Source organism: Pseudomonas sp. RV120224-01b (assembly GCF_003208145.1).
Lineage (GTDB): Bacteria > Pseudomonadota > Gammaproteobacteria > Pseudomonadales > Pseudomonadaceae > Aquipseudomonas > Aquipseudomonas monteilii.
The window spans coordinates 68,132-88,929 of the sequence record NZ_QKMQ01000016.1 but is presented as its reverse complement, the minus strand read 5'-3'; the positions used below and the strand labels follow the sequence as shown (position 1 = coordinate 88,929).

Genomic DNA, 20,798 nt, shown 5'->3' with positions numbered 1-20,798 from the left:
CCTGTGGGAGCTGGCTTGCCGGCGATTGGGCTGCAAAGCAGCCCCCAAGGCCTGAAAATCAGATCCAGGAATGCCGCGCAGGCAGGGTGCCGTTGAGGTGGTAAGCGCCCACCGCGTGGTACTTCCAGCGCACCGGGTCATGCAGGGTGTGCACCCGGGCATTGCGCCAGTGGCGGTCGAGGTTGAACTCGGCAAGGGTGGCGCGGCTGCCAGCCAGCTCGAACAGCTTCTCGCTGGCTTGCAGGGAAATCTCGGTGGTCAGCACCTTGGCCTCGGCCACGGCAATCGAGGCTCGCGCCGCGCTGGCTGCGTCGATTGGCGCGGCATTGACCTCGTCCAGTACCCGCGCAGCCTTGCGCAGCAGCGCTTCGGCGGCGTGTAGCTCAAGCTTCAGGCGCCCGATGTCGGCGATGACATACGGGTCGTCGCTGGCGCGGTCCACGTTGGCTTCGATCCACGGGCGAGACTTTTCGCGCACGAAGGTGATCGCATCATCAATTGCTGCTTCGGCGATGCCGGCATCAATTGCCGCCTGGATCAGCTGTGAAGCCGCACCCTGGATGTTGGGGATATCACGCTGGCGCCAGTTGTCGATCACCAGCTCCGCGTCGACCGGCACCTGGTCCAGCAGCACGGTGCCGCTGGCAGTGGTGCGTTGGCCGAACCCGGACCAGTCATCGACGATGCGCAGCCCCGGGCTGCCACGGCGCACGAACGCAAGGCGCTGACGTCCTTCGTCGTCCAGTGCCTTGACGGCCACCCAGTGGGCGAACAGGGCGCCGGTGGAATAGAACTTCTCGCCGCTGATGCGATAGCTGTCGCCAGCGCGAGTGATCCGGGCCTTGAGGGTGAGGGTGTCTTTGGTGCCGCGCTCGGGGCCGGCATTGCCGATGCGCCAACCGTCGAGCACGCTGCGGAAGATCAGCGCCTGTTGCGCCTCGGTGGCTGTCAGGCGAATCAGTTGCAGCATGCCGAACTGGTTCTGCGGGATCTGCCCCAGGGCCGGGTCGGCGGCGCTGATCACGCGGAACACTTCGGCAACGGTTTCGAACGACACGTCGGGTCCGCCGTGGGCCTTGGGTACGCTGATGCTGCCCAGGCCGCTGCGGGTGAACAGTTCGATCTCGGCCCAAGGCAGTTTGCGTTGCTGGTCGCGGCGGGCGGCCTGCTCGCGGGCGACCTCGGCCAGTTCGCGGGCCGCTTGCAGGGCTTCGGCGTCGTTACGCAGTACCTTGGCCGGCAGCAGCAGGGGCGAGCTGTCGAGATCGCTGTGGAATTGGGTATTTGGCTGGCTGGACATCAGTACCGCTCCTTGGCTGCACTCAATGCCCTGGCGATACGCACTGGGGTGATTGTGATCCTGACCATTCCTGACCTCACAAAAAAGTTGTGCCGCTACAGCTGATCGCGACAGATATGTGCTGGTCCGGTGGTCCGGTTTATATACCCTAATGCTTTATAAAAAGTTTATGAACTAACTCTTTGGAATATGTATAGAAGGAGGGATTTACAGCGGATGTGCCGGCCCTTTCGCGGGTAAACCCGCGAAGAGGCCGTAACAGGTTTACTCGGAGGCGGCAGTACCCAGGAACTTGCGCAAGAACTGCCGGGTACGCTCTTCCTTTGGCGCCGCAAACAGTGCCTTGGCTTCCCCTTGCTCCACGATCACGCCCTTGTCGAAGAAGATCACCCGGTTCGCCACATCCCGGGCAAAGCTCATTTCGTGCGTGACGATGATCATGGTGCGCTTCTCCTCGGCCAGGCCGCGGATGGTCGCCAGCACTTCACCCACCAGCTCCGGGTCCAGTGCCGAGGTGGGTTCGTCGAACAGGATCACCTCCGGCTCCATGGCCAGGGCACGGGCGATAGCCACCCGTTGCTGCTGACCACCGGACAAGCGCCGGGGGTAGGCGTCTTCCTTGCCTGCCAGGCCAACCTTGGCCAGCAGGCGCCGGCCAAGGTCGATGGCCTGCTCGCGGGGCGTCTTCTTGACGATCACCGGCCCCTCGATCACGTTCTCCAGGGCGGTGCGGTGCGGGAACAGGTTGAAGTTCTGGAACACGAACCCTGCTTGCTGGCGCAATCGGCGAATCGCACTTTGCTGCCCGCCCAGCGGGCGGTTGGCATCGATGCTGATAGCGCCGATCTGGATCTGCCCGGCATCCGGGGTTTCCAGCAGGTTGAGGCAGCGCAGGAAGGTGGTCTTGCCCGAGCCGCTGGGGCCGATGATGGCCACCACTTCGCCGGGCTGTACGGTCAGGTCGATACCGTTGAGCACGGTCTGGCCCTTGAACCGCTTGGTCAGGCCTTTGACTTCAATCATGCTCAGTGCTCCTGGTCATGCTGGTTGACCCGCGCTTCCATGCGGTTCTGGAAGTGCGCGAGGATGCTGCACAGCACCCAGTAGATGACCGCGACCGCCACGTACATGGTGAACACTTCGAAGGTGCGTGCGGTAATCAGCTGCGCCTGGCGGAACAGTTCGGGCACCTGGATGGTGGCCGCCAGGGCGGTGTCCTTGACCAGCGAAATGAAGCTGTTGCCCAGCGGTGGCAGGGCAGTGCGCAAGGCTTGTGGCAGGATCGCCCGGCGCATGGCCTGGACGCGGGTCATGCCGATGCTGGCGGCCGCTTCCCACTGGCCACGGTCGATCGAGGAGATGGCTGCGCGCAGGATCTCGCAGATGTAGGCCGCCATGTTCAACGACAGGCCGATCAGCGAGGCGGGGATGGGGTCGAGTTCGATGCCGATCTGCGGCATGCCGAAATAGATCACGAACAGCTGCACCAGCAGCGGCGTGCCGCGGAAAAACGATACGTAGATCCGCGCCAGCCAGTTCAGCGGCAAGATCTTCGACAGCCGCATCAGCGCCAGGGCAAAGCCCAGCACCAGGCCGAAGAACATGCCGCCAACGCTGAGCAGCACCGTATAACCCGCGCCCTTCAGCAGGAAGGGCGTGGAGTCGACAACGAGTTGCAGGCTTTCAGCGATCATTTGGTGACATCAGCACCGAAGTATTTCTCGGACAGCTTGGCCAGCGTGCCGTCAGCCTTGAGCTTGTCGATGGCCTTGTTGATGGCAGCCAGCAGCTCTGGCTCGCCCTTGCGAAGGGCCACGCCGCTTTCCAGGCGCGAGAAGGCATCGCCGGCCAGCTCCGTGTCCTTGGCTTTTTGCGCGTATTCCAGCGCGGCCAGGCGGTCGATCAGGATGGCGTCGATGCGGCCGTTACGCAGGTCGGCGAACTTGCTCGGGTCGTCTTCATAGGTGCGCACATCGGCTTGCGGCACGTCTTTTTTCACCCACTGTTCGTAGTTGGTGCCCAGGCCCACGCCCACTTTCTTGCCGGCCAGGTCGGCGGCCTTGTGGATGTTCAACTGCTCGGCCTTCTTCTTCAGGATCAGCGCCTGGATGCCGGAGATGGTGTAGGGCTCGGAGAAGTCGTACTTCTTCTTGCGCTCTTCGGAAATGGTCACCTGGTTGATGACTACGTCCAGGCGCTTGGACTCCAGCGCAGCAAGGATGCCGTCCCACTTGGTCGGCTGGACCTTGGCCTTGACCCCCAGCTCCTTGGCCAGCAGCTCGGACAGCTCCACTTCGAAGCCAGTCAGCTTGCCGTTTTCGTCCTGGAAGCTGAACGGTGGGTAGGTGCCTTCCAGGCCGACGTTGATCACGCCTTTTTCCTGGATGGTCTTCAGCTGCTCGCCCGCGAAGGCCTGGCTGAGCAGGCCGGTACCCAGCAGAACAGCCAGGGTAGCATTGAGTAGCGGTTTGGCGAATTTCGACATGTCAGAGCCCCGCGCTTGTTGTGTAAGTAGTGAGGTGGCGACTATAGGGTTGGCTGCTTAGGCCAGGAAATACTAAAAAATTATTTTGTTATTTCCATTTTGATTGGTGCCAGGAGCTGGCTGCTTTGAGGGTAGGCGAGGATGCCTGTGCCGTCATCGCGGCTTATGCCTGACTTAGCGCAGGATGGAATAAAGCGTTGTTTTTTCCAAGGGGCTGATTTGCCGTAGAGTGGATCGCATGTAGGCAGGCCCAGCCTCTTCACGGGCCTGGCGACACCATTAGATGGCCTATACGGCAGGAGAAAACCGTGAGCGAACAACCTTCATCCGCGCACTGGCAGTTGCAGAGCATCGTCAGTGGTCTGCGCGGCGCCCGTGAGCAATGGCGCACCCGTAATGGCCGCAGCATTGGCGAGCAGGGTGGGCGCGAGTTGCCGTCGCGCGAGGCGATGCGGCAGATTCTGGAGCAACTGTGCGGCGCGCTGTTCCCCATGCGCCTTGGCCCGGTCGATTTGCGCGAAGAGAGCGAAGATTTCTACGTCGGCCATACCCTGGATGCCGCGCTGACCGCCTTGCTTGCCCAGGCTCGCCTTGAACTGCGCTATGCGGCACGGCAAAGCAAGGCTGAGCTGGCTGGCGTCGATGCCCATGCGCTGAGCCTGATCCAGGGTTTTGCAGCTGCGCTACCGGAACTGCGCGTACTGCTCGACACCGACGTGCTGGCCGCCTACCACGGCGACCCGGCAGCGCGCAGCGTGGATGAAGTGCTGCTGTGCTACCCGGGTATCCTGGGGATCATCCACCACCGCCTGGCGCACCACCTGTACCAGGCCGGCTTGCCGCTGCTGGCGCGGATCAGCTCGGAGCTGGCGCATTCGGCCACCGGTATCGACATTCACCCTGGCGCGCAGATTGGCCCGAGCTTCTTCATCGACCACGGGACCGGTGTGGTGATTGGCGAAACCGCGATCATCGGCGAGCGCGTGCGCATCTACCAGGCCGTGACCCTGGGCGCCAAGCGCTTCCCGAGCGATGAGTCGGGGACCCTGCACAAAGGCCTGCCACGGCACCCGATTGTCGAGGACGATGTGGTGATCTATGCCGGGGCCACGGTGCTGGGGCGCATTACCATCGGCAAAGGTTCGACCATTGGCGGCAATGTGTGGCTGACCCGCAGTGTGCCGGCTGAAAGCAACATTACCCAGGCCAACCTGCAGCTGGATTGCCAGGACAAGAACTGATCTAACCTTGCGGTAGGCCGCGACGAGGCTGGAACGAGAGGGCGCCAATCGGCGCCCCGGTTCGCAATGAAATTCGATCCATGTTTAACTTGAACGCTTGTTCAATGAAAAACGCTGGTCCGCTGCCGGTGTTCAACAGGAGGATTCCTTTGCTGAACCCGTTCATTCCGAACCTCACGTCATTCGACGAGGTGCATACCTCATGAGTGCGCCGATCCCTTCCAACAGCACGATCCGCATGAACCCTCCGGTGTTCTACTTCGCGGCAAGTTTCATCCTTATTTTTGGCCTGGTAGTCATTTCCAACCCGCAAGCGGCAGGTGACTGGTTGCTGGCAGCGCAGAACTGGGCGGCCAACACGGTCGGCTGGTACTACATGCTGGCCATGACGCTGTACCTGGTCTTCGTGGTGGTCACCGCCTTGTCCGGCTACGGCAAGATCAAGCTCGGTGCCGACCACGACGAACCCGAGTTCAGTTACCTGTCGTGGGCCGGCATGCTGTTTGCCGCCGGTATCAGCATCACGTTGTTCTTCTTCTGTGTTTCCGAACCGCTGACCCACATGCTGCAGCCGCCCCAGGGCGAAGCGGGCACGGCAGAGGCCGGGCGCCAGGCGATGCAGATTCTGTTCCTGCACTGGGGCCTGCATGGCTGGGGGGTGTTCGCCTTCGTCGGCATGGCCCTGGCCTATTTCGCCTACCGGCACAACCTGCCGCTGGCGTTGCGTTCGGCGCTGTACCCGCTGATCGGAAAGCGCATCAACGGGCCGATCGGCTACGCAGTGGATGGCTTCGGCATCATCGCCACGGTGTTCGGCCTGGGGGCCGACATGGGCTTTGGCGTGCTGCACCTGAACGCGGGCCTGGACTACCTGTTCGGCATCAGCCACAGCCAGTGGGTGCAGGTGATCCTCATCACCCTGATGATGGGCGCGGCGGTAGCCGTGGCTGTTGCCGGGGTGGAGAAGGGCGTGCGGGTGATGAGCGACATCAACCTGTTCCTGGCCTGCGCACTGCTGCTGTTCGTGCTGTTCGCCGGGCCGACCCAGCACCTGTTCAATACGCTGATCCAGAACCTTGGCGACTATCTGGGCGCTTTGCCACGCAAGAGTTTCGATGTGTATGCCTACGGCGAAAACCGTGACTGGCTGGGTGGCTGGACGGTGTTCTACTGGGCCTGGTGGATTGCCTGGGCACCGTTCGTGGGCCTGTTCATCGCCCGTATCTCCCGTGGCCGCACCATCCGCGAGTTCGTCTTTGGCGTGCTGCTGATTCCGTTGGGGTTCACCCTGGCGTGGATGTCGATCTTCGGCAACAGCGCGCTGGACCAGGTGATCAACCATGGCATGACCGCACTGGGCCAGTCGGCACTGGATAACCCGTCGATGAGCCTGTACCTGCTGCTGGAGACCTACCCCTGGAGCAAGGCGGTGATCGCCACCACGGTGTTCATCAGCTTCGTGTTTTTCGTCACGTCGGCCGACTCGGGCACCGTGGTGCTGTCGACCTTGTCGGCCAAGGGGGGTGAAGCCGATGAGGACGGGCCGAACTGGCTGCGCATCTTCTGGGGCGCGATGACCGCGTTGATCACCAGTGCGCTGTTGTTCGCGGGCAGCATCGACTCGCTGAAGTCGGCGGTGGTGCTGACCTCGCTGCCGTTCTCGCTGATTCTGTTGTGCATGATGTGGGGGCTGCACAAGGCGTTCTACCTGGAGTCGCAACGGCAGATCGCGCAGATGCACTCGCTGGCCCCGTTCGCCCAGTCACGTCGCGGTCGAGGTGGCTGGCGCCAGCGCCTGAGCCAGGCCGTGCATTTTCCGTCGCGTGATGAGGTGTACCGCTTCATGGATGACGTAGTGCGCCCGGCGATTGCCGAGGTGCGTGAGGTGTTCGAGCAGAAGGGCCTGGTGCTGATTACCCAGGATGACCCGAGCCACGACAACGTCAGCCTGAAGATTGGCCATGGCGAGGAGCAGCCGTTCATCTACCAGGTGCAGATGCGTGGGTATTTCACGCCGTCGTTCGCCTTGGGTGGGCTGGGCACGCAGGAGTTGAAGAACCGCCGTTATTACCGGGCGGAGGTGCACCTGTGCGAAGGCAGCCAGAACTATGACCTGGTGGGCTACAGCAAGGAGCAGATCATCAACGACATTTTGGACCAGTACGAACGGCACATGCAGTACCTGCATCTGGTCCGCTGACCGAGCACTCCTGGCATGGCCTCTTCGCGGGCTTGCCCGCTCCCACAAGTACGGCACCGGTTTCAAAACCTGTGGTGTGCCTGTGGGAGCGGGCGAGCCCGCGAAGAGGCCGGCACAGGAAACTACTAGAAGGGTGCATCCCCCAGGATGGTCGCCCGATGCATCACCCGCCGGTTCGGCCGGTAGTCATCCACCGCAAAATGCTGGGTCACGCGGTTGTCCCAGAACGCCACGTCATTCTCCTGCCAACGCCAGCGAATGCTGAACTCCGGCCGCGTCGCATGGGCGAACAGCAGCTTCAACAGCGCTTCGCTTTCCAGCTCGCTCAGCTCATTGATGCGCGTAGTGAACCCTTCATTGACGAACAGCGCCTTACGCCCGCTCACCGGATGCGTGCGCACCACCGGGTGTGACAGCGGCGGGTTGTTGCGCCGTGTCGCCTCCCAGCGCGCCAGGTCTTCCGGCGTGGTGCCGAACCGCTCCAGCGGAAACGACTTGGTGAAGTCGTGGGTGGCGGTCAGCCCGTCGAGCATTGCGCGCAACGGCGCCGACAAGGCTTCGAAGGCCGCAATGCCGCTGGCCCACAGGGTATCGCCACCGTAAGCCGGCAACTGCTTGGCGCTGAGCACCGCGCCCAGTGCCGGGGTTGGCAAGAACGTCACGTCGGTGTGCCACACGGCGTTGTCGCGCACATCGGTCACCGCCGTGTCGAGCACCAGCACCTGCGGGGTTTCCGGCACGTTGGGGTAGATCGGGTGAATGTGCAGGTCGCCGAAGCGGGCGGCAAAGCGCGCTTGCTGTTCCGGGTTGATCGGCTGGTCGCGGAAGAACAGCACCTGATGCTTGAGCAGCGCCTGCTCGATGGCATCGCGCTGTTCGGCCGAGATCTCGCGGCTGATATCCACGCCGCTGATCTGAGCACCGAGGGCCGGGCTGAGGGGGGTAACGGTCAGGCTCATGTCTTTTCTCGTTCTAGGCGCCGGGTTGCCGGCGTGGTCAGTCGGCAATCAGTGGCTCTGCCCGTGCCAGGGCACCAGTTTGCGTTGCAGGGCACGCAGGCCCATTTCCAGGGCGAAGGCGATCAGGGCGATCAGCAGGATGCCCAGCACCACCACATCGGTGACCAGAAACTGCGCCGCCGACTGCACCATGAAGCCCAGGCCGCTGGTGGCGGCAATCAGTTCGGCGGCCACCAGGGTCGACCAGCCGACCCCCAGGCCGATGCGGATGCCGGTAAGGATGTCGGGCAGTGCACTGGGCAGGATCACATGGCGGATCAGCTGGGCCTTGGTGGCGCCCAGCGACTGCGCTGCACGCAGCTTGGCGGGGTCGACCGTGCGCACGCCGGTGGCGGTGGCAATGGCGATGGGGGCGAAGATCGCGAGGTAAATCAGCAGCACCTTCGACAGCTCGCCGATGCCGCACCAGATGACGATCAGCGGCAGGTATGCAAGCGGTGGTATTGGCCGGTAGAACTCGATCAGCGGGTCGAGGATGCCACGGGCCACGCGGTTGTAGCCGATCGCGATGCCCACCGGGATCGCGGTCAGGGTCGCGGCAACCAGCGCCAGGCCGATGCGGCCCAGGCTTGCGCCCAGGTGCTGCCACAGGCTGGCATCCATGTAGCCTTGGCTCAGCAGGGTCCAGGCCTTGGCCAGGATGTCGCCGGGCGAAGGCAGGAACAGCGGCTCGATCCAGCCGGCGGCGGTCACCAGCCACCAGACCAGCAGCAGGCTGGCCAGGGTCAGGGTACTGATCCAGCGGGTAGAGAGTTGGCGGCGTGCTGTTGCAACAGGCCGGGTTTGGGCGTCGTGCTTGCCGGCAACCGGCAGGTCCAGGCTGCTCATGCGCGCTCCTGCAGGCTTTGGCGTTGGGAGAACACCCGCGCCAGCACATGCTCGCGGGTTTCGATGAAGCGTGGGTCGGATTTGATTGCCCGGGCCGATTCGCCAGCGGCATAGCGCTGGCCGAAGTCCAGCTGCAGGCGCTCCACTACACGGCCCGGGTTGGGGGCCAGTAGCACCAGCTCGCTGGCGAGGAACACCGCTTCTTCAATGTCGTGGGTAATCAGGAATACCGGTTTGGCGGTGCGTTGCCAGACCTGCAGCAGCAGTTCCTGCATCTGTTCGCGGGTGAAGGCGTCGAGGGCGCCGAATGGTTCATCCATCAGCAACACCCGTGGGTCGGCTGCCAGTGCACGGGCCAGGCCTACGCGCTGCTTCTGGCCACCGGACAACTGCCAGATGCGTCGCTCGCCAAAGCCATCCAGGTCGACGAGTGCGAGCATTTCACGGGCCTTGGCTTCACGCTGGGTGCGAGGCACGCCAGCCAGTTCGAGGCCGAAGGCGACATTGCCCAGCACGTTCTGCCATGGCAGCAGGGCATCGTCCTGGAACACCACGCCGCGCTCGGCACCCGGGCCTTGCACCGGTACGCCATCGAGGGTGATTCGCCCGCCACTGGGGGCGACGAAGCCGGCGATCAGGTTGAGCAGCGAGGTCTTGCCGCTGCCGGACGGCCCCAGGGCCACCAGCAGCTGGCGCGGGCCCAGGCTCAGGTTGATGTCGGCCAGCACCGGGGTGCTGGCGCCAGGGTACTGTGCGCTGATGCGCTCCAGTTCAAGCAAGGCCATGACGGGCTCCGGATCAGTTTGGAAGGAACTTGGCGCTGACGTACGGCGAGTAGTCCGGCAGTACGGCGTCGACCTTGCCTTGCTGCTTGAGGAAATTGGCCGTGTCGGTCAGTGCCTGGGTGGTCGGCGCGCCCAGGGCATTGGCCTGGTCGGCGGCCAGTGGGTAGACATTGCCCTCCAGCAGCACCGGAATGTCGCTGGCCTTGGCGCCGGACAGTTTCACCAGCTTGTCTACGTTGCCCTTGTCGGCCAGCCAGGCTTTCGGGTCCTTGCGGTAGTCGGCGTAGGCGTCCAGGGTGACTTTGGCAAAGGCCTTGACCACCTCAGGGTGCTTCTCGGCGAAGTCCTTGCGCACGATCCAGGCATCGAAGGTGGGGGCGCCTTTCTGGGCCAGTTCGCCAGAAGTGATCAGCACCTTGCCGTTTTCCTTGGCTACGCCCAGGGCCGGGTCCCACACGTAGGTGGCGTCAATGTCACCGCGTTTCCAGGCAGCAATGATGGCCGGTGGTGCCAGGTTGAGGATCTGTACCTTGGACGGGTCGATATTCCAGCTTTTGAGTGCTGCCAGCAGGCTGTAGTGGCCGGTGGACACGAACGGTACGGCGACTTTCTTGCCGATCAGGTCTTGCGGCGTCTTGATGCTGTCGCGGGCGACCAGCGCTTCACCGGCGCCAATCTGGGTGGCGATAAGGAAGGTCTCGACGGGTAGCTTGCGGGTGGCGGCAGCGGCCAGCGGGCTGGAACCCAGGTAGCCGATCTGCACATCACCGCTGGCCACGGCGGTGATCACGTCGGCGCCATTATCGAATTTGCGCCAGTCGATGCTGGCCTTGCTGGCTTTTTCGTAGTCGCCGTCTACCTGCGCCACTTTGGCAGGGTCGACGGTGGTCTGGTAGGCCACGGTCAGGTCGGCAGCCTGGGCAAACCAGCTGGTGCTGGCGAGGGTCAGGGCGGCGAACAGGCGCAGCGGAGCGTGCGGGATCATGGTGGACCTCTCGTCAGGCAATCGATGTGATGGATGACGAGAAGACTAAATGATCTAAGAATATAAAAATAAATAACTTTTTTGCATTAGCTTAGGAGCCAAATGCTTTAAGCCCAGGATCGGTGATTACCCTCAATGGCGAATGTCGAGGTACCTGCTAGGCTTTTTCGTCCCTATAGAACGATACGGAATTAGGTTATGAGCAAACGTTTGCAAATAACCAAACGTTATGAATTGGGCTGTTGCTACAACGAATGGCAGTAAAGGTTCCTAACATATTCCGTAAAAATCTTACAAATTCATAAAACGGTCATTTTGGATTTATAGGATTGTCATTATCCTGTAGCGCAGGTGGCGCCTTAGACCAAAGTCTCGAAACGTTTAGAAACGATTGACTTATGAGTCACGCTTTGGGACTAAATCGCCAATCCACGGTGAGCGGGGCAGCAGACCCCGCCGCCAGAGATACACAAGAATTAGAACGTAGAGGAGCAAATTATGTACAAGTCCAGCCTGGCTCTGGCCGTGGCACTGGGGGTTCTCGCCCAACAAGCAGGCGCTGCCGGTTTCGTTGAAGACAGCAAACTGTCGCTCAGCTCGCGCACCATGTACTTCAACAACGACAACCGTGATGGCGGTGCCGACAACCGTGAGTCGGGTCAGGGCTTCAAGCTCGACTACATCTCCGGCTTCACTGAAGGCACCGTTGGCTTCGGTGTCGATGCCCAGGCCCTGTGGGGTATCCACCTGGATGGTGGCCGTGGCAAGCACCCAGACAACAGCAGCTTCTTCCCGAGCGACACCGACGGTTCGGCTGTAAGCCAGTGGGCTCGTGTTGGCGCCAACGCCAAGGCACGCTTCTCGAAGACTGAGGTTCACTACGGTAGCGCCCTGGCGCCAAACCTGCCGATCCTGGTCTCCAACGATGGCCGTCTGCTGCCGCAAACCTTCGAGGGTGGCACCATCCAGTCGAAGGAAATCGACAACCTGACCATCAACGCCGGCCAGCTGACCCACGCCATGGGCCGTGCTTCGAGCAACCGTACCGGCCTGTCGGTAGCCGGTGCTACCCAGGACAGCAACAAGTTCCGTTACGGCGGCCTGGACTACAAGCTCACGCCAGACCTGACCCTGCAGTACTACTACTCGAACCTGGAAGACTTCTACAAGCAGCACTTCCTGGGCGCCACCCACGTATTCAAGATCGCTGACGACCAGTCGTTCAAGACCGACCTGCGCTACTTCGACAGCAGCAGCGACGGCAAGAACGGTGAGGCCGGTTACCGCTTCAGCAACAACGGCGGTTATGCCAAGAACACTGGCGAGGTCGACAACAAGACCTGGTCCGCGATGTTCACCTACACCTTGGGTGGCCACTCGCTGATGCTGGGCCACCAGCGCGTCAATGACGACGGTGGTTTCGTCTGGCTGAACCAAGGCAACGTGGTTGATGGCAATGGCCGCAACGAAGGTGCCGGTGGTTCGAGCTTCTATCTGTTCACCGACAGCATGATCAACCAGTTCGCCAAGGCCGGTGAAAACACCACCTTCGGTCAGTACGCCTACGACTTCGCTCGCCTGGGTGTGCCGGGCCTGAAAGCCTCGGTTGCCTACCTGAAGGGTGAAGACGGCAAGAACGCCAACGGCAACGGTACCTTCAGCGAATGGGAACGTGACGCCCGCGTTGACTACGTCATCCAGGAAGGCACCTTCAAGGGCCTGGGCGCCAGCCTGCGTCACGGCGTATACCGTGGCACCGGCACCAGCTCGCTGGCTGACCAGGATCAGACCCGTCTGATCTTCAACTACACTTACAACTTCCTGTAAGCCGTAGCTGAACCAAAAGCCTCGCCTAGTGCGAGGCTTTTTTGTGCCTACAAATTCGTATGCATTATGGTTATAAATAAATCGTTATTTATTCTTTTTATTTTTAACCGAATGCAGGCACATTGAACCCATACGGTACAGAACCCAGCCAAGGAGCCGCAGCCCATGAGCCTCAAACTCGGCGATATCGCCCCCGATTTCGAACAGGATTCCAGCGAAGGCAAAATCCGCTTCCACGAGTGGCTGGGCAGCAGCTGGGGGGTATTGTTCTCCCACCCCGCCGACTTCACCCCGGTGTGCACCACCGAGCTGGGCCTGACCGCCAAGCTGAAAGATGATTTCGCCAAGCGTGGGGTCAAGGCCATCGCCTTGTCGGTGGACCCGGTCGACTCGCACCACCGCTGGATCGATGACATCAACGAAACCCAGAACACCGTGGTCAATTTCCCGATCATCGCCGACGCCGACCGCAAGGTGTCCGACCTGTACGACCTGATCCACCCGAACGCCAGCGACACCCTCACCGTGCGTTCGCTGTTCGTGATCGACCCGAACAAGAAGGTGCGCCTGACCATCACCTATCCGGCCAGTACCGGGCGCAACTTCAATGAAATTCTGCGGGTGATCGACTCGCTGCAGCTGACCGACAACCACAAGGTCGCCACACCAGGTAACTGGCAGGACGGTGACGAGGTGGTGATCGTGCCTTCGCTCAAGGACGAGGAAGAGATCAAGCAGCGCTTCCCGAAAGGTTACCGGGCGGTCAAACCTTACCTGCGTCTGACCCCGCAGCCTAATCGTTAAAGGATTCCTCGTTGTATTGCTCTTAGCCAAGCAGGGATTTTCGGGCCGTTTCGACGGCCCTTTTTTATGCCTGCTGAAACCGCGTGGAGGACTTTGAAGAAAAACAAAAATGGAATAAACAAATGAAAAAATATGATTTCTAGATATATGTGGCAGCTGTTAATGTCACTTCCAACAGAACACAAGGAAGCGCTGCAATGCTGGTCGTATCAATCGGTGGTAGCCCAAGTCCTCGTTCACGCTCCGGCGTGCTGCTTGAGCGTTCGCGGCAGTGGTTGCAGAACCGTGGCGTTGAAGTGGTGACGTTCCAGGTACGTGACTTCCCCGCCGAAGACCTGCTGCATGCCCGTTTCGACAGCCCGCAGGTACAGCACTTCCAACAGTTGGTAGCCCAGGCCGATGGCCTGATCGTTTCCACCCCGGTGTACAAGGCCTCGTTTGCCGGCGCCCTGAAAACACTGCTCGACCTGCTGCCCGAACGCGCTCTGGCGCACAAGATCGTATTGCCGATCGCCACGGGCGGCAGCATCGCCCACATGCTGGCAGTGGATTACGCATTGAAACCCGTGCTGTCGGCACTCAAGGCTCAAGAGACCCTGCAAGGGATCTTCGCCGACGACAGCCAGGTGGCTTACGCAGAAGGCTCCAAACCCGCGCAGCTGACACCGGCGCTGGAAGAACGCCTGCTGGACTCGCTGGAAACCTTCCACGTTGCCTTGGCCCGCCGGCCACGCCCCGTGGCCCCCGGCGTACTGAATGAACGCCTGATCAGCGCTCGCTGGAGCATCTGACCGGCCCAACCCGCTTCACCACCTTACTCGCCCGATAACGAGGCAAGCAGGTGCAACCCGAACCCAAACGTACAGGAGAGCGCCATGCGCACAGTCTTCTTGCGTCGCGGTCTGGTCGCCCTGTTTGCGGCGGCTGTGTCCTTCGGCGCCATTACCCAAGCCCAGGCCGAAAGCCTGCGCATCGGTTACCAGAAATACGGCACCCTGGTGCTGCTCAAGGCCAAGGGCACGCTGGAAAAGCGCCTGGCAGAGCAGGGCGTGCAGGTGCAGTGGACCGAGTTCCCCGGTGGCCCGCAGCTGCTTGAAGGGCTGAATGTCGGCTCCATCGATTTTGGCGTAACCGGCGAGACTCCGCCTGTATTCGCCCAGGCTGCCGGTGCCGACCTGCTGTATGTGGCTTACGAGCCGCCAGCACCACACAGCGAGGCGATCCTGGTGCCGAAAAGCTCAGCGATCCAGTCGGTGAAAGACCTCAAGGGCAAGAAAGTCGTCCTCAACAAAGGCTCGAACGTTCACTACCTGTTGGTGCGCGCGCTGGAAGATGCCGGCCTGAAATACAGGGACATCCAGCCCGTGTACCTGCCACCCGCCGATGCCCGCGCCGCCTTCGAGCGGGGCAGTGTGGATGCCTGGGTCATCTGGGACCCGTACCAGGCCGCCGCCGAACAACAGCTGCAGGCCCGCACCCTGCGTGATGGCAAGGGCCTGGTCGACAACCACCAGTTCTACCTGGCCACCCGCAACTACGCCACCCAGCACCCGGCGGTGATCAACACCGTGATCGAGGAAGTGCGCGCCGTGGGCGAGTGGTCCCAGGCCAACCCACAAGAAGTGACCGACCAGGTCGCACCGCTGCTCGGCCTGCCCGCCGACATCACCCTGACTTCGGTCAAACGCCAAGGCTACGGTGCAGCGCCGCTCACCCCTGAGGTCGTGGCCGCACAACAGAAAATCGCCGACACCTTCCAGGCGCTCAAGCTGATACCCAAGCCACTGAGCATCAAGGACGTGATCTGGACACCCCCGGCCAAGGTCGCTAGCGCGCCTTGATTGATTCGCCTGTGCCGGGGCGTCGCCCTGGCTTGAGCCACCCTTGAGGAGACAACTCCAATGAGCCTTAACATTTTCTGGTTCCTCCCAACCCACGGTGACGGCAAGTACCTGGGCACTTCCGACGGCGCCCGTGCGGTCGACCACGGTTACCTGCAGCAGATCGCCCAAGCCGCTGACCGTCTGGGTTTTGGCGGGGTGCTGATCCCCACCGGGCGCTCCTGCGAGGACTCCTGGCTGGTGGCCGCGTCGCTGATCCCTGTGACCCAGCGACTGAAATTCCTGGTGGCCCTGCGCCCAGGCATCATTTCGCCAACCGTGGCAGCACGCCAGGCGGCAACGCTGGACCGCCTGTCCAATGGCCGTGCCCTGTTCAACCTGGTAACCGGTGGCGACCCGGACGAACTGGCCGGTGATGGCCTGCACCTGAGCCATGAAGAGCGCTACGAAGCCTCGGTCGAGTTCACCCGTATCTGGCGCAAGGTGCTGGAAGGCGAAAACGTCGATTACGACGGCAAACACATTCAGGTGAAGGGCGCCAAGCTGCTCTACCCACCGATTCAGCAACCACGTCCGCCGCTGTATTTCGGCGGCTCGTCCGAGGCAGCACAGGACCTGGCCGCCGAGCAGGTCGAGCTGTACCTGACCTGGGGTGAGCCACCGGCAGCCGTTGCCGAAAAAATTGCCCAGGTGCGCGAAAAAGCGGCCGCTCAAGGCCGAGAAGTACGCTTCGGTATCCGCCTGCATGTGATCGTGCGGGAAACCAACGAAGAGGCCTGGGCCGCTGCCGACAAGCTGATTTCGCACCTGGACGATGACACCATTGCCCGTGCCCAGGCCTCGCTGGCGCGCTTTGACTCGGTGGGCCAGCAGCGCATGGCTGCCCTGCATGGCGGCAACCGCGACAACCTGGAAGTCAGCCCCAACCTGTGGGCGGGTGTTGGCCTGGTGCGTGGCGGCGCCGGTACCGCATTGGTGGGCGATGGCCCGACTGTCTCGGCACGGGTGAAAGAGTATGCCGAGCTGGGCATCGATACGTTCATCTTCTCGGGTTATCCACACCTGGAAGAGTCGTACCGGGTTGCCGAACTGCTGTTCCCGCACCTCGATGTACAACGCCCGGAGCAACCGAAAACCGGCGGCTACGTAAGCCCGTTCGGCGAGATGGTAGCCAACGACATCCTGCCCAAGTCCGTGTCGCAGAGCTGAGGGCCGGGCCATGAGTCGTGCAACTTCCTCCAACCTGGCCCAGCGCCTGGCGCCGTGGGCGCTGCCGGTACTGTTGTTGGCAGCCTGGCAGCTGGCGGTCAGCGCAGGCTGGCTGTCGACGCGCATTCTGCCGGCACCCAGCGCTGTGGTCAGCGCGGGTGTCGAGCTGGTGCGCAGCGGCGAAATCTGGACCCACCTGGCCATCAGCGGTTGGCGTGCCGGCCTGGGCTTCGTCATCGGCGGCAGCATCGGCCTGGTGCTGGGGTTCATCACCGGCTTGTCGAACTGGGGCGAACGCCTGCTCGACAGCTCGGTGCAGATGATCCGCAACGTGCCGCACCTGGCACTGATCCCGCTGGTGATCCTGTGGTTCGGTATCGACGAGTCGGCAAAGATTTTCCTGGTCGCGCTGGGCACGTTGTTCCCGATCTACCTGAACACCTACCACGGCATTCGTAATGTCGACCCGGCATTGGTGGAAATGGCGCGCAGCTATGGCTTGTCCGGCTTCAGCCTGTTCCGCCAGGTGATCCTGCCGGGGGCGCTGCCATCGATTCTGGTGGGTGTGCGCTTCGCGCTGGGCTTCATGTGGCTGACCTTGATCGTGGCGGAAACCATCTCGGCCAACGCCGGCATCGGTTACCTGGCAATGAATGCCCGTGAGTTCCTGCAGACCGACGTGGTGGTATTGGCCATCGTCCTGTACGCCGTGCTCGGCAAGCTCGCCGACCTCGCCGCTCGCGGCCTGGAGCGTGTGTGGCTGCGCTGGCACCCGGCCTATCAAGTAGCCAGGAAGGAGGGCGCATGACCGTGCTCAAGGAACAGCCGCCTCGCCTGCTGCGTGGCATCCCGCTGGCCTCCAACGGCCTGCGCAAGACTTTTGGCCAGCGCGAAGTGCTGAAAGGTATCGACCTGCACATTCCGGCCGGTCAGTTCGTTGCCATCGTTGGCCGCAGCGGCTGCGGCAAGAGCACCTTGCTGCGCCTGCTGGCCGGGCTCGATCAACCCACCGCCGGCCAACTGCTGGCCGGTGCTGCGCCGCTGGAAGAGGCCCGTGAGGAAACCCGCCTGATGTTCCAGGACGCACGCCTGCTGCCCTGGAAGAAGGTGATCGACAACGTTGGCTTGGGCCTGTCTGGCGACTGGCGCCCACGTGCGCTGGAAGCGCTGGAGGCGGTGGGCCTGGCCGATCGCGCCAATGAATGGCCGGCAGCCCTCTCGGGTGGCCAGAAGCAGCGCGTGGCCTTGGCCCGCGCCTTGATTCACCAGCCACGCCTGCTGCTGCTGGATGAGCCGCTGGGTGCGCTGGATGCATTGACCCGTATCGAGATGCAGCAATTGATCGAGCGCCTGTGGCGTCAGCATGGCTTCACCGTGCTGTTGGTCACCCACGATGTCAGCGAAGCCGTTGCCGTGGCTGACCGGGTGATTTTGATCGAGGACGGCGAGGTCGGGCTCGACCTTACTGTCGACCTGGCACGGCCCCGGGCGCGTGGTTCGCACCGCCTGGCCGCGCTGGAAAGCGAAGTGCTCAACCGTGTTCTGTCGGCCCCGGGCACTGCGCCCGAGCCGGATCCTGTAGCCCCTCTGCCCACGCAGTTGCGTTGGGCGCACTGACTCACTCACTTACCAGACTGAAGCCATAGAGAAGGAATCAAATCATGACTATCAAAGCCATCAACGTCCGCAACCAGTTCAAAGGCACCGTGAAAGAAATCCTCGAAGGCCCGGTACTGTCGGAAATCGACGTGCAGACTGCCTCGGGTATCGTGACTTCGGTCATCACCACCCGTTCTGTGAAGGAGCTGGAATTGCAGGTTGGCAGCGAAGTGATTGCCTTCGTGAAATCGACTGAAGTGTCTATCGCCAAGTTGTGATGAAAATGGCCAATGGGGCTGCTTTGCAGCCCAATCGCCGGCAAGCCAGCTCCCACAGGTACTGTGCAGGTTTCAAGCCTTGTGTTGTACCTGTGGGAGCTGGCTTGCCGGCGATGAGGCCTTTAAATCTAACGCTTGGCCAGAAACGGCGGCAGGTACAACCCCAGATACGCCTCGAACACCCGCTTGCCTTCTTCGGCCATGCGCGGGGTGATCGCTTCGTGCAACTGCACCGATCGCGCATACACCCGGTCGCTCAGTTCCATGGCCAGGGCAAACACATCCACATCCAGTGGCATCACCGGCAGGTGAAAATGCTGGTCGAACAACTTGTGCATCAAGTCGCCCAGTTCCATGTCGTGCTGCCGATCGGCCTGCACCACTTCGCTCAGCCCATGCTGGGCCAGGATTAGCTGCCGCGCCGCCGCATCTTCGTTATAGATACAAAGCATGCGTTCTTCGATGAGCCGTGACAGTTCGTGCCAGGTGCTGAACGCGCTGCTGTCGATCGGTGCACTCAGTGCTTCGCGAAAGGCCCGGTGTACGTCGGCAGTCAGTGCTTCCAGCAACGCTGGCACGCTGGCGAAGAAGTGATACACCGACGACGGCGGAATCTGTGCCCGTTCGGCCACGCTGTAGATGGACAGTGCCGCCACCCCTTGCTCTGCCAGCAACTCGCGTGCAGCCGTCAGGATCGCTTCGATCCTGGCCTGGCTGCTGGCGCGCGGCTTGCGCGGGGTGGCGGTACGGGTCATCAGTTGCTGATCGCCAGGATACTGGCCTGGTAGGCACCGACGAACAGGTCGAAGTCACCGACTTCTTCCTGTTCCAGCTCGGACTGCTTGGCGAGCGATTCACGGGCCAGTGTTTCGAACGCCTGTTGCTGCTCGTTGTTCAGGGGCTGTTCGCGGAACGTTTCGGCGTGGATCCGGCTTTGGCGCAGGGAGAACTGGACGAAGGTTTCGTCGTGTTCGGTCATGCGCGCCAGCACCTGGGCCGACGGTGTCAGCGAAGCGTCGTCAACCTTGGCTTGCTGGGCATCCAGGGCTTTGGCGTGCTCGTCAACGCCTTGCGCCTGGTCGAGCAGGTCGGCCAGTGGCCGGATACGCCCGATAAGCTCGCTGGCCCAATCTTTCAAGCTGATTGGCTGGCCATCGCGGTGCAGCTCCAGTCCTGGTCGGCGACCTTCCTTGACCACGGTCAGGAAGTTGCTGGTGCACTGGCCGCATTCGCCGTTGTCCAGCTGCGGGCTGTCTTCCAGTGCGCAGAACAGCAGGAACGCATCGAGGAAGCGTGCCTCGGGCAGGTCGATGCCCACCGGCAGGAACGGGTTGATATCCAGGCAACGCACTTCCACATACTGCACGCCACGCGAGGTCAGGGCCTGGATCGGCCGTTCGCCGGTGTAGGTGACCCGCTTGGGGCGGATGTTCGAGTAGTACTCGTTCTCGATCTGCAGGATGTTGGTGTTCAGCTGCACCCACTCGCCGTCCACGTGGGTACCGACTTCTACGTACGGCGGGTAGGGCGTGCCCACGGCCTTGCGCAGGCTATCGGTGTAGCTGGCCAGGTTGTTGTAGCACGGCGTGAGGCCGGCCTGGGCGTTGCTCTGGTAGCCCAGGTCGCTCATGCGCAGGCTGGTGGCATAGGGCAGGAACAGGGTTTCGGCATCCAGCTCTTCGAGCTGGTGCGGGCGGCCACGCAGGAAGCCTTTGTCCAGGGCCGGCGAAGCGCCGAACAGGTACATCAGCAGCCAGCTGTAGCGGCGGAAGTTGCGGATCAGGGCGATGTAGGCCGATGACTGGTAGTCGCGGTCGTTTTCGCTGCCGCCTTCAGCCTCACGCAGCAGCGGCCACAGGGCCTCGGGCAGCGAGAAGTTGTAATGGATACCGGCGATGCACTGCATGGTGCGGCCGTAGCGCAGGGCCAGGCCCTTGCGGTAGACGTGCTTGAGCTTGCCGATGTTCGAGGTGCCGTACTCGGCAATCGGGATGTCCTCCTCGGCCGGCAGCGTGCACGGCATCGACGGGCTCCACAGGTATTCGTCGCCCAGCTTGCTGTAGACGAAGCGGTGGGTCTGTTCGAGGCTTTCGAGTACCTTGGCCGGGTCGGGCAGGGCTGGGGTGATGAACTCCAGCAGCGACTCGGAATAGTCGGTAGTGATCTGCTCGTTGGTCAGCGCCGACCCCAAAGCTTCCGGGTGCGGGGTCTGGGCCAGGCGACCTTCTTCGGTCACACGCAGGCATTCGCGCTCAATACCGTGCAGGCACTGCTTGAGCAGGGGGAGATTGGCGCCGAGCAGGCTCAGGCGGCGGTTGAGGAGGTCGCTCAAGATGTATTCCTTCACGCGTCAGTCGCCCCAATATGGGGGTAGAGATAACGGTCTACAAGGGTAGG

The 20,798-nt window shown here is 62.2% G+C and carries 20 protein-coding genes; 10 read left to right on the top strand and 10 right to left on the bottom strand.

The window, feature by feature from the left end; translation table 11 throughout:
* Window positions 1-58 precede the first annotated feature (58 nt).
* The 4 genes from N436_RS21795 to tcyJ all read right to left on the bottom strand — a co-directional run bounded on the left by N436_RS21795 (window position 59) and on the right by tcyJ (window position 3,785).
* Window positions 59-1,300 carry an SfnB family sulfur acquisition oxidoreductase gene (locus tag N436_RS21795; RefSeq protein ID WP_105947406.1) on the bottom strand — a complete coding sequence of 414 codons (1,242 nt, stop codon included), beginning with the start codon at window positions 1,298-1,300 and terminating at the stop codon, window positions 59-61.
* Between the two features lie 264 nt (window positions 1,301-1,564).
* Window positions 1,565-2,323, bottom strand: coding sequence for an L-cystine ABC transporter ATP-binding protein TcyN (gene tcyN, locus N436_RS21790; protein ID WP_060499433.1), 759 nt, complete (start codon window positions 2,321-2,323; stop codon window positions 1,565-1,567).
* A gap of 2 nt (window positions 2,324-2,325) precedes the next feature.
* On the bottom strand, window positions 2,326-2,994 hold the full coding sequence (gene tcyL / locus N436_RS21785; RefSeq protein WP_016714445.1) for a cystine ABC transporter permease: 669 nt from the start codon (window positions 2,992-2,994) through the stop codon (window positions 2,326-2,328).
* Window positions 2,991-3,785: a cystine ABC transporter substrate-binding protein gene (gene tcyJ, locus N436_RS21780; RefSeq protein ID WP_110741922.1), complete on the bottom strand. Its 795-nt coding sequence runs from the start codon at window positions 3,783-3,785 to the stop codon at window positions 2,991-2,993. The genes tcyL and tcyJ overlap by 4 nt, the downstream gene beginning before the upstream one ends.
* Window positions 3,786-4,093: 308 nt before the next feature.
* On the opposite strand from tcyJ, the gene epsC reads away from it, so the two are divergent.
* Both epsC and betT read left to right on the top strand, forming a co-directional pair.
* Window positions 4,094-5,026, top strand: coding sequence for a serine O-acetyltransferase EpsC (gene epsC, locus N436_RS21775; RefSeq protein WP_110741921.1), 933 nt, complete (start codon window positions 4,094-4,096; stop codon window positions 5,024-5,026).
* Window positions 5,027-5,264: 238 nt separating this feature from the next.
* Window positions 5,265-7,226, top strand: coding sequence for a choline transporter BetT (gene betT / locus N436_RS21770; protein ID WP_177410893.1), 1,962 nt, complete (start codon window positions 5,265-5,267; stop codon window positions 7,224-7,226).
* A gap of 125 nt (window positions 7,227-7,351) precedes the next feature.
* Here betT and tauD read toward each other — a convergent pair whose 3' ends face one another.
* The 4 genes from tauD to tauA are packed head-to-tail and all read right to left on the bottom strand — an operon-like array spanning window position 7,352 to window position 10,843.
* Complete coding sequence (gene tauD / locus N436_RS21760) at window positions 7,352-8,185, bottom strand: taurine dioxygenase (RefSeq protein WP_105947404.1); 834 nt, start codon at window positions 8,183-8,185, stop codon at window positions 7,352-7,354.
* A 48-nt stretch (window positions 8,186-8,233) separates the two neighbouring features.
* Complete coding sequence (gene tauC / locus N436_RS21755) at window positions 8,234-9,073, bottom strand: taurine ABC transporter permease TauC (protein ID WP_105947403.1); 840 nt, start codon at window positions 9,071-9,073, stop codon at window positions 8,234-8,236.
* Entirely contained in the window at window positions 9,070-9,858 is a 789-nt protein-coding gene (tauB, locus tag N436_RS21750) for a taurine ABC transporter ATP-binding subunit (RefSeq protein WP_110741919.1), read from the bottom strand. The genes tauC and tauB overlap by 4 nt, the downstream gene beginning before the upstream one ends.
* 13 nt (window positions 9,859-9,871) lie before the next feature.
* Complete coding sequence (gene tauA, locus N436_RS21745; RefSeq protein ID WP_016484395.1) at window positions 9,872-10,843, bottom strand: taurine ABC transporter substrate-binding protein; 972 nt, start codon at window positions 10,841-10,843, stop codon at window positions 9,872-9,874.
* A 498-nt stretch (window positions 10,844-11,341) separates the two neighbouring features.
* Here tauA and N436_RS21740 point away from each other — a divergent pair, with 498 nt between their 5' ends.
* From N436_RS21740 to N436_RS21705, 8 genes are all read left to right on the top strand, one after another.
* A complete protein-coding gene (locus tag N436_RS21740; protein WP_105947401.1) occupies window positions 11,342-12,670 on the top strand; it encodes an OprD family porin in 1,329 nt (442 codons plus the stop codon).
* Between the two features lie 165 nt (window positions 12,671-12,835).
* A complete protein-coding gene (locus N436_RS21735) occupies window positions 12,836-13,474 on the top strand; it encodes a peroxiredoxin (RefSeq protein WP_105947400.1) in 639 nt (212 codons plus the stop codon).
* Between the two features lie 197 nt (window positions 13,475-13,671).
* Window positions 13,672-14,265, top strand: coding sequence for an NADPH-dependent FMN reductase (gene ssuE / locus N436_RS21730; protein ID WP_110741918.1), 594 nt, complete (start codon window positions 13,672-13,674; stop codon window positions 14,263-14,265).
* Between the two features lie 84 nt (window positions 14,266-14,349).
* The gene (locus tag N436_RS21725) at window positions 14,350-15,315 is read left to right on the top strand and encodes a sulfonate ABC transporter substrate-binding protein (protein ID WP_110741917.1); all 966 of its coding nucleotides are present in this window, start codon (window positions 14,350-14,352) and stop codon (window positions 15,313-15,315) included.
* A gap of 60 nt (window positions 15,316-15,375) precedes the next feature.
* Window positions 15,376-16,524: an FMNH2-dependent alkanesulfonate monooxygenase gene (gene ssuD / locus N436_RS21720; protein WP_110741916.1), complete on the top strand. Its 1,149-nt coding sequence runs from the start codon at window positions 15,376-15,378 to the stop codon at window positions 16,522-16,524.
* Between the two features lie 10 nt (window positions 16,525-16,534).
* Entirely contained in the window at window positions 16,535-17,332 is a 798-nt protein-coding gene (gene ssuC / locus N436_RS21715) for an aliphatic sulfonate ABC transporter permease SsuC (protein WP_060501271.1), read from the top strand.
* Window positions 17,329-18,141, top strand: a complete 813-nt coding sequence (gene ssuB / locus N436_RS21710) for an aliphatic sulfonates ABC transporter ATP-binding protein (protein ID WP_019096900.1) — start codon at window positions 17,329-17,331, stop codon at window positions 18,139-18,141. Before ssuC ends, ssuB begins: the two co-directional genes overlap by 4 nt.
* Before the next feature lie 44 nt (window positions 18,142-18,185).
* On the top strand, window positions 18,186-18,401 hold the full coding sequence (locus N436_RS21705) for a molybdopterin-binding protein (protein ID WP_008095172.1): 216 nt from the start codon (window positions 18,186-18,188) through the stop codon (window positions 18,399-18,401).
* A 128-nt stretch (window positions 18,402-18,529) separates the two neighbouring features.
* Here the strand turns inward: N436_RS21705 and N436_RS21700 are convergent, their stop codons facing one another.
* Window positions 18,530-19,156 (bottom strand): TetR/AcrR family transcriptional regulator, encoded by a 627-nt coding sequence (locus N436_RS21700; protein ID WP_105947396.1) that lies wholly within the window; start codon window positions 19,154-19,156, stop codon window positions 18,530-18,532.
* A complete protein-coding gene (gene gshA / locus N436_RS21695; protein ID WP_371920927.1) occupies window positions 19,156-20,733 on the bottom strand; it encodes a glutamate--cysteine ligase in 1,578 nt (525 codons plus the stop codon). Before gshA ends, N436_RS21700 begins: the two co-directional genes overlap by 1 nt.
* Between the last annotated feature and the right edge of the window lie 65 nt (window positions 20,734-20,798).

What these genes read in the sequence shown, in the direction of transcription:
- N436_RS21795 (WP_105947406.1), bottom strand. Translation starts at nt 1,300, where the DNA reads ATGTCCAGCCAGCCAAATACCCAATTCCACAGCGATCTCGACAGCTCG.
- tcyN (WP_060499433.1), bottom strand. Translation starts at nt 2,323, where the DNA reads ATGATTGAAGTCAAAGGCCTGACCAAGCGGTTCAAGGGCCAGACCGTG.
- tcyL (WP_016714445.1), bottom strand. Translation starts at nt 2,994, where the DNA reads ATGATCGCTGAAAGCCTGCAACTCGTTGTCGACTCCACGCCCTTCCTG.
- tcyJ (WP_110741922.1), bottom strand. Translation starts at nt 3,785, where the DNA reads ATGTCGAAATTCGCCAAACCGCTACTCAATGCTACCCTGGCTGTTCTG.
- betT (WP_177410893.1), top strand. Translation starts at nt 5,265, where the DNA reads ATGAACCCTCCGGTGTTCTACTTCGCGGCAAGTTTCATCCTTATTTTT.
- tauD (WP_105947404.1), bottom strand. Translation starts at nt 8,185, where the DNA reads ATGAGCCTGACCGTTACCCCCCTCAGCCCGGCCCTCGGTGCTCAGATC.
- tauC (WP_105947403.1), bottom strand. Translation starts at nt 9,073, where the DNA reads ATGAGCAGCCTGGACCTGCCGGTTGCCGGCAAGCACGACGCCCAAACC.
- tauB (WP_110741919.1), bottom strand. Translation starts at nt 9,858, where the DNA reads ATGGCCTTGCTTGAACTGGAGCGCATCAGCGCACAGTACCCTGGCGCC.
- tauA (WP_016484395.1), bottom strand. Translation starts at nt 10,843, where the DNA reads ATGATCCCGCACGCTCCGCTGCGCCTGTTCGCCGCCCTGACCCTCGCC.
- N436_RS21740 (WP_105947401.1), top strand. Translation starts at nt 11,342, where the DNA reads ATGTACAAGTCCAGCCTGGCTCTGGCCGTGGCACTGGGGGTTCTCGCC.
- N436_RS21735 (WP_105947400.1), top strand. Translation starts at nt 12,836, where the DNA reads ATGAGCCTCAAACTCGGCGATATCGCCCCCGATTTCGAACAGGATTCC.
- ssuE (WP_110741918.1), top strand. Translation starts at nt 13,672, where the DNA reads ATGCTGGTCGTATCAATCGGTGGTAGCCCAAGTCCTCGTTCACGCTCC.
- N436_RS21725 (WP_110741917.1), top strand. Translation starts at nt 14,350, where the DNA reads ATGCGCACAGTCTTCTTGCGTCGCGGTCTGGTCGCCCTGTTTGCGGCG.
- ssuD (WP_110741916.1), top strand. Translation starts at nt 15,376, where the DNA reads ATGAGCCTTAACATTTTCTGGTTCCTCCCAACCCACGGTGACGGCAAG.
- ssuC (WP_060501271.1), top strand. Translation starts at nt 16,535, where the DNA reads ATGAGTCGTGCAACTTCCTCCAACCTGGCCCAGCGCCTGGCGCCGTGG.
- ssuB (WP_019096900.1), top strand. Translation starts at nt 17,329, where the DNA reads ATGACCGTGCTCAAGGAACAGCCGCCTCGCCTGCTGCGTGGCATCCCG.
- N436_RS21705 (WP_008095172.1), top strand. Translation starts at nt 18,186, where the DNA reads ATGACTATCAAAGCCATCAACGTCCGCAACCAGTTCAAAGGCACCGTG.
- N436_RS21700 (WP_105947396.1), bottom strand. Translation starts at nt 19,156, where the DNA reads ATGACCCGTACCGCCACCCCGCGCAAGCCGCGCGCCAGCAGCCAGGCC.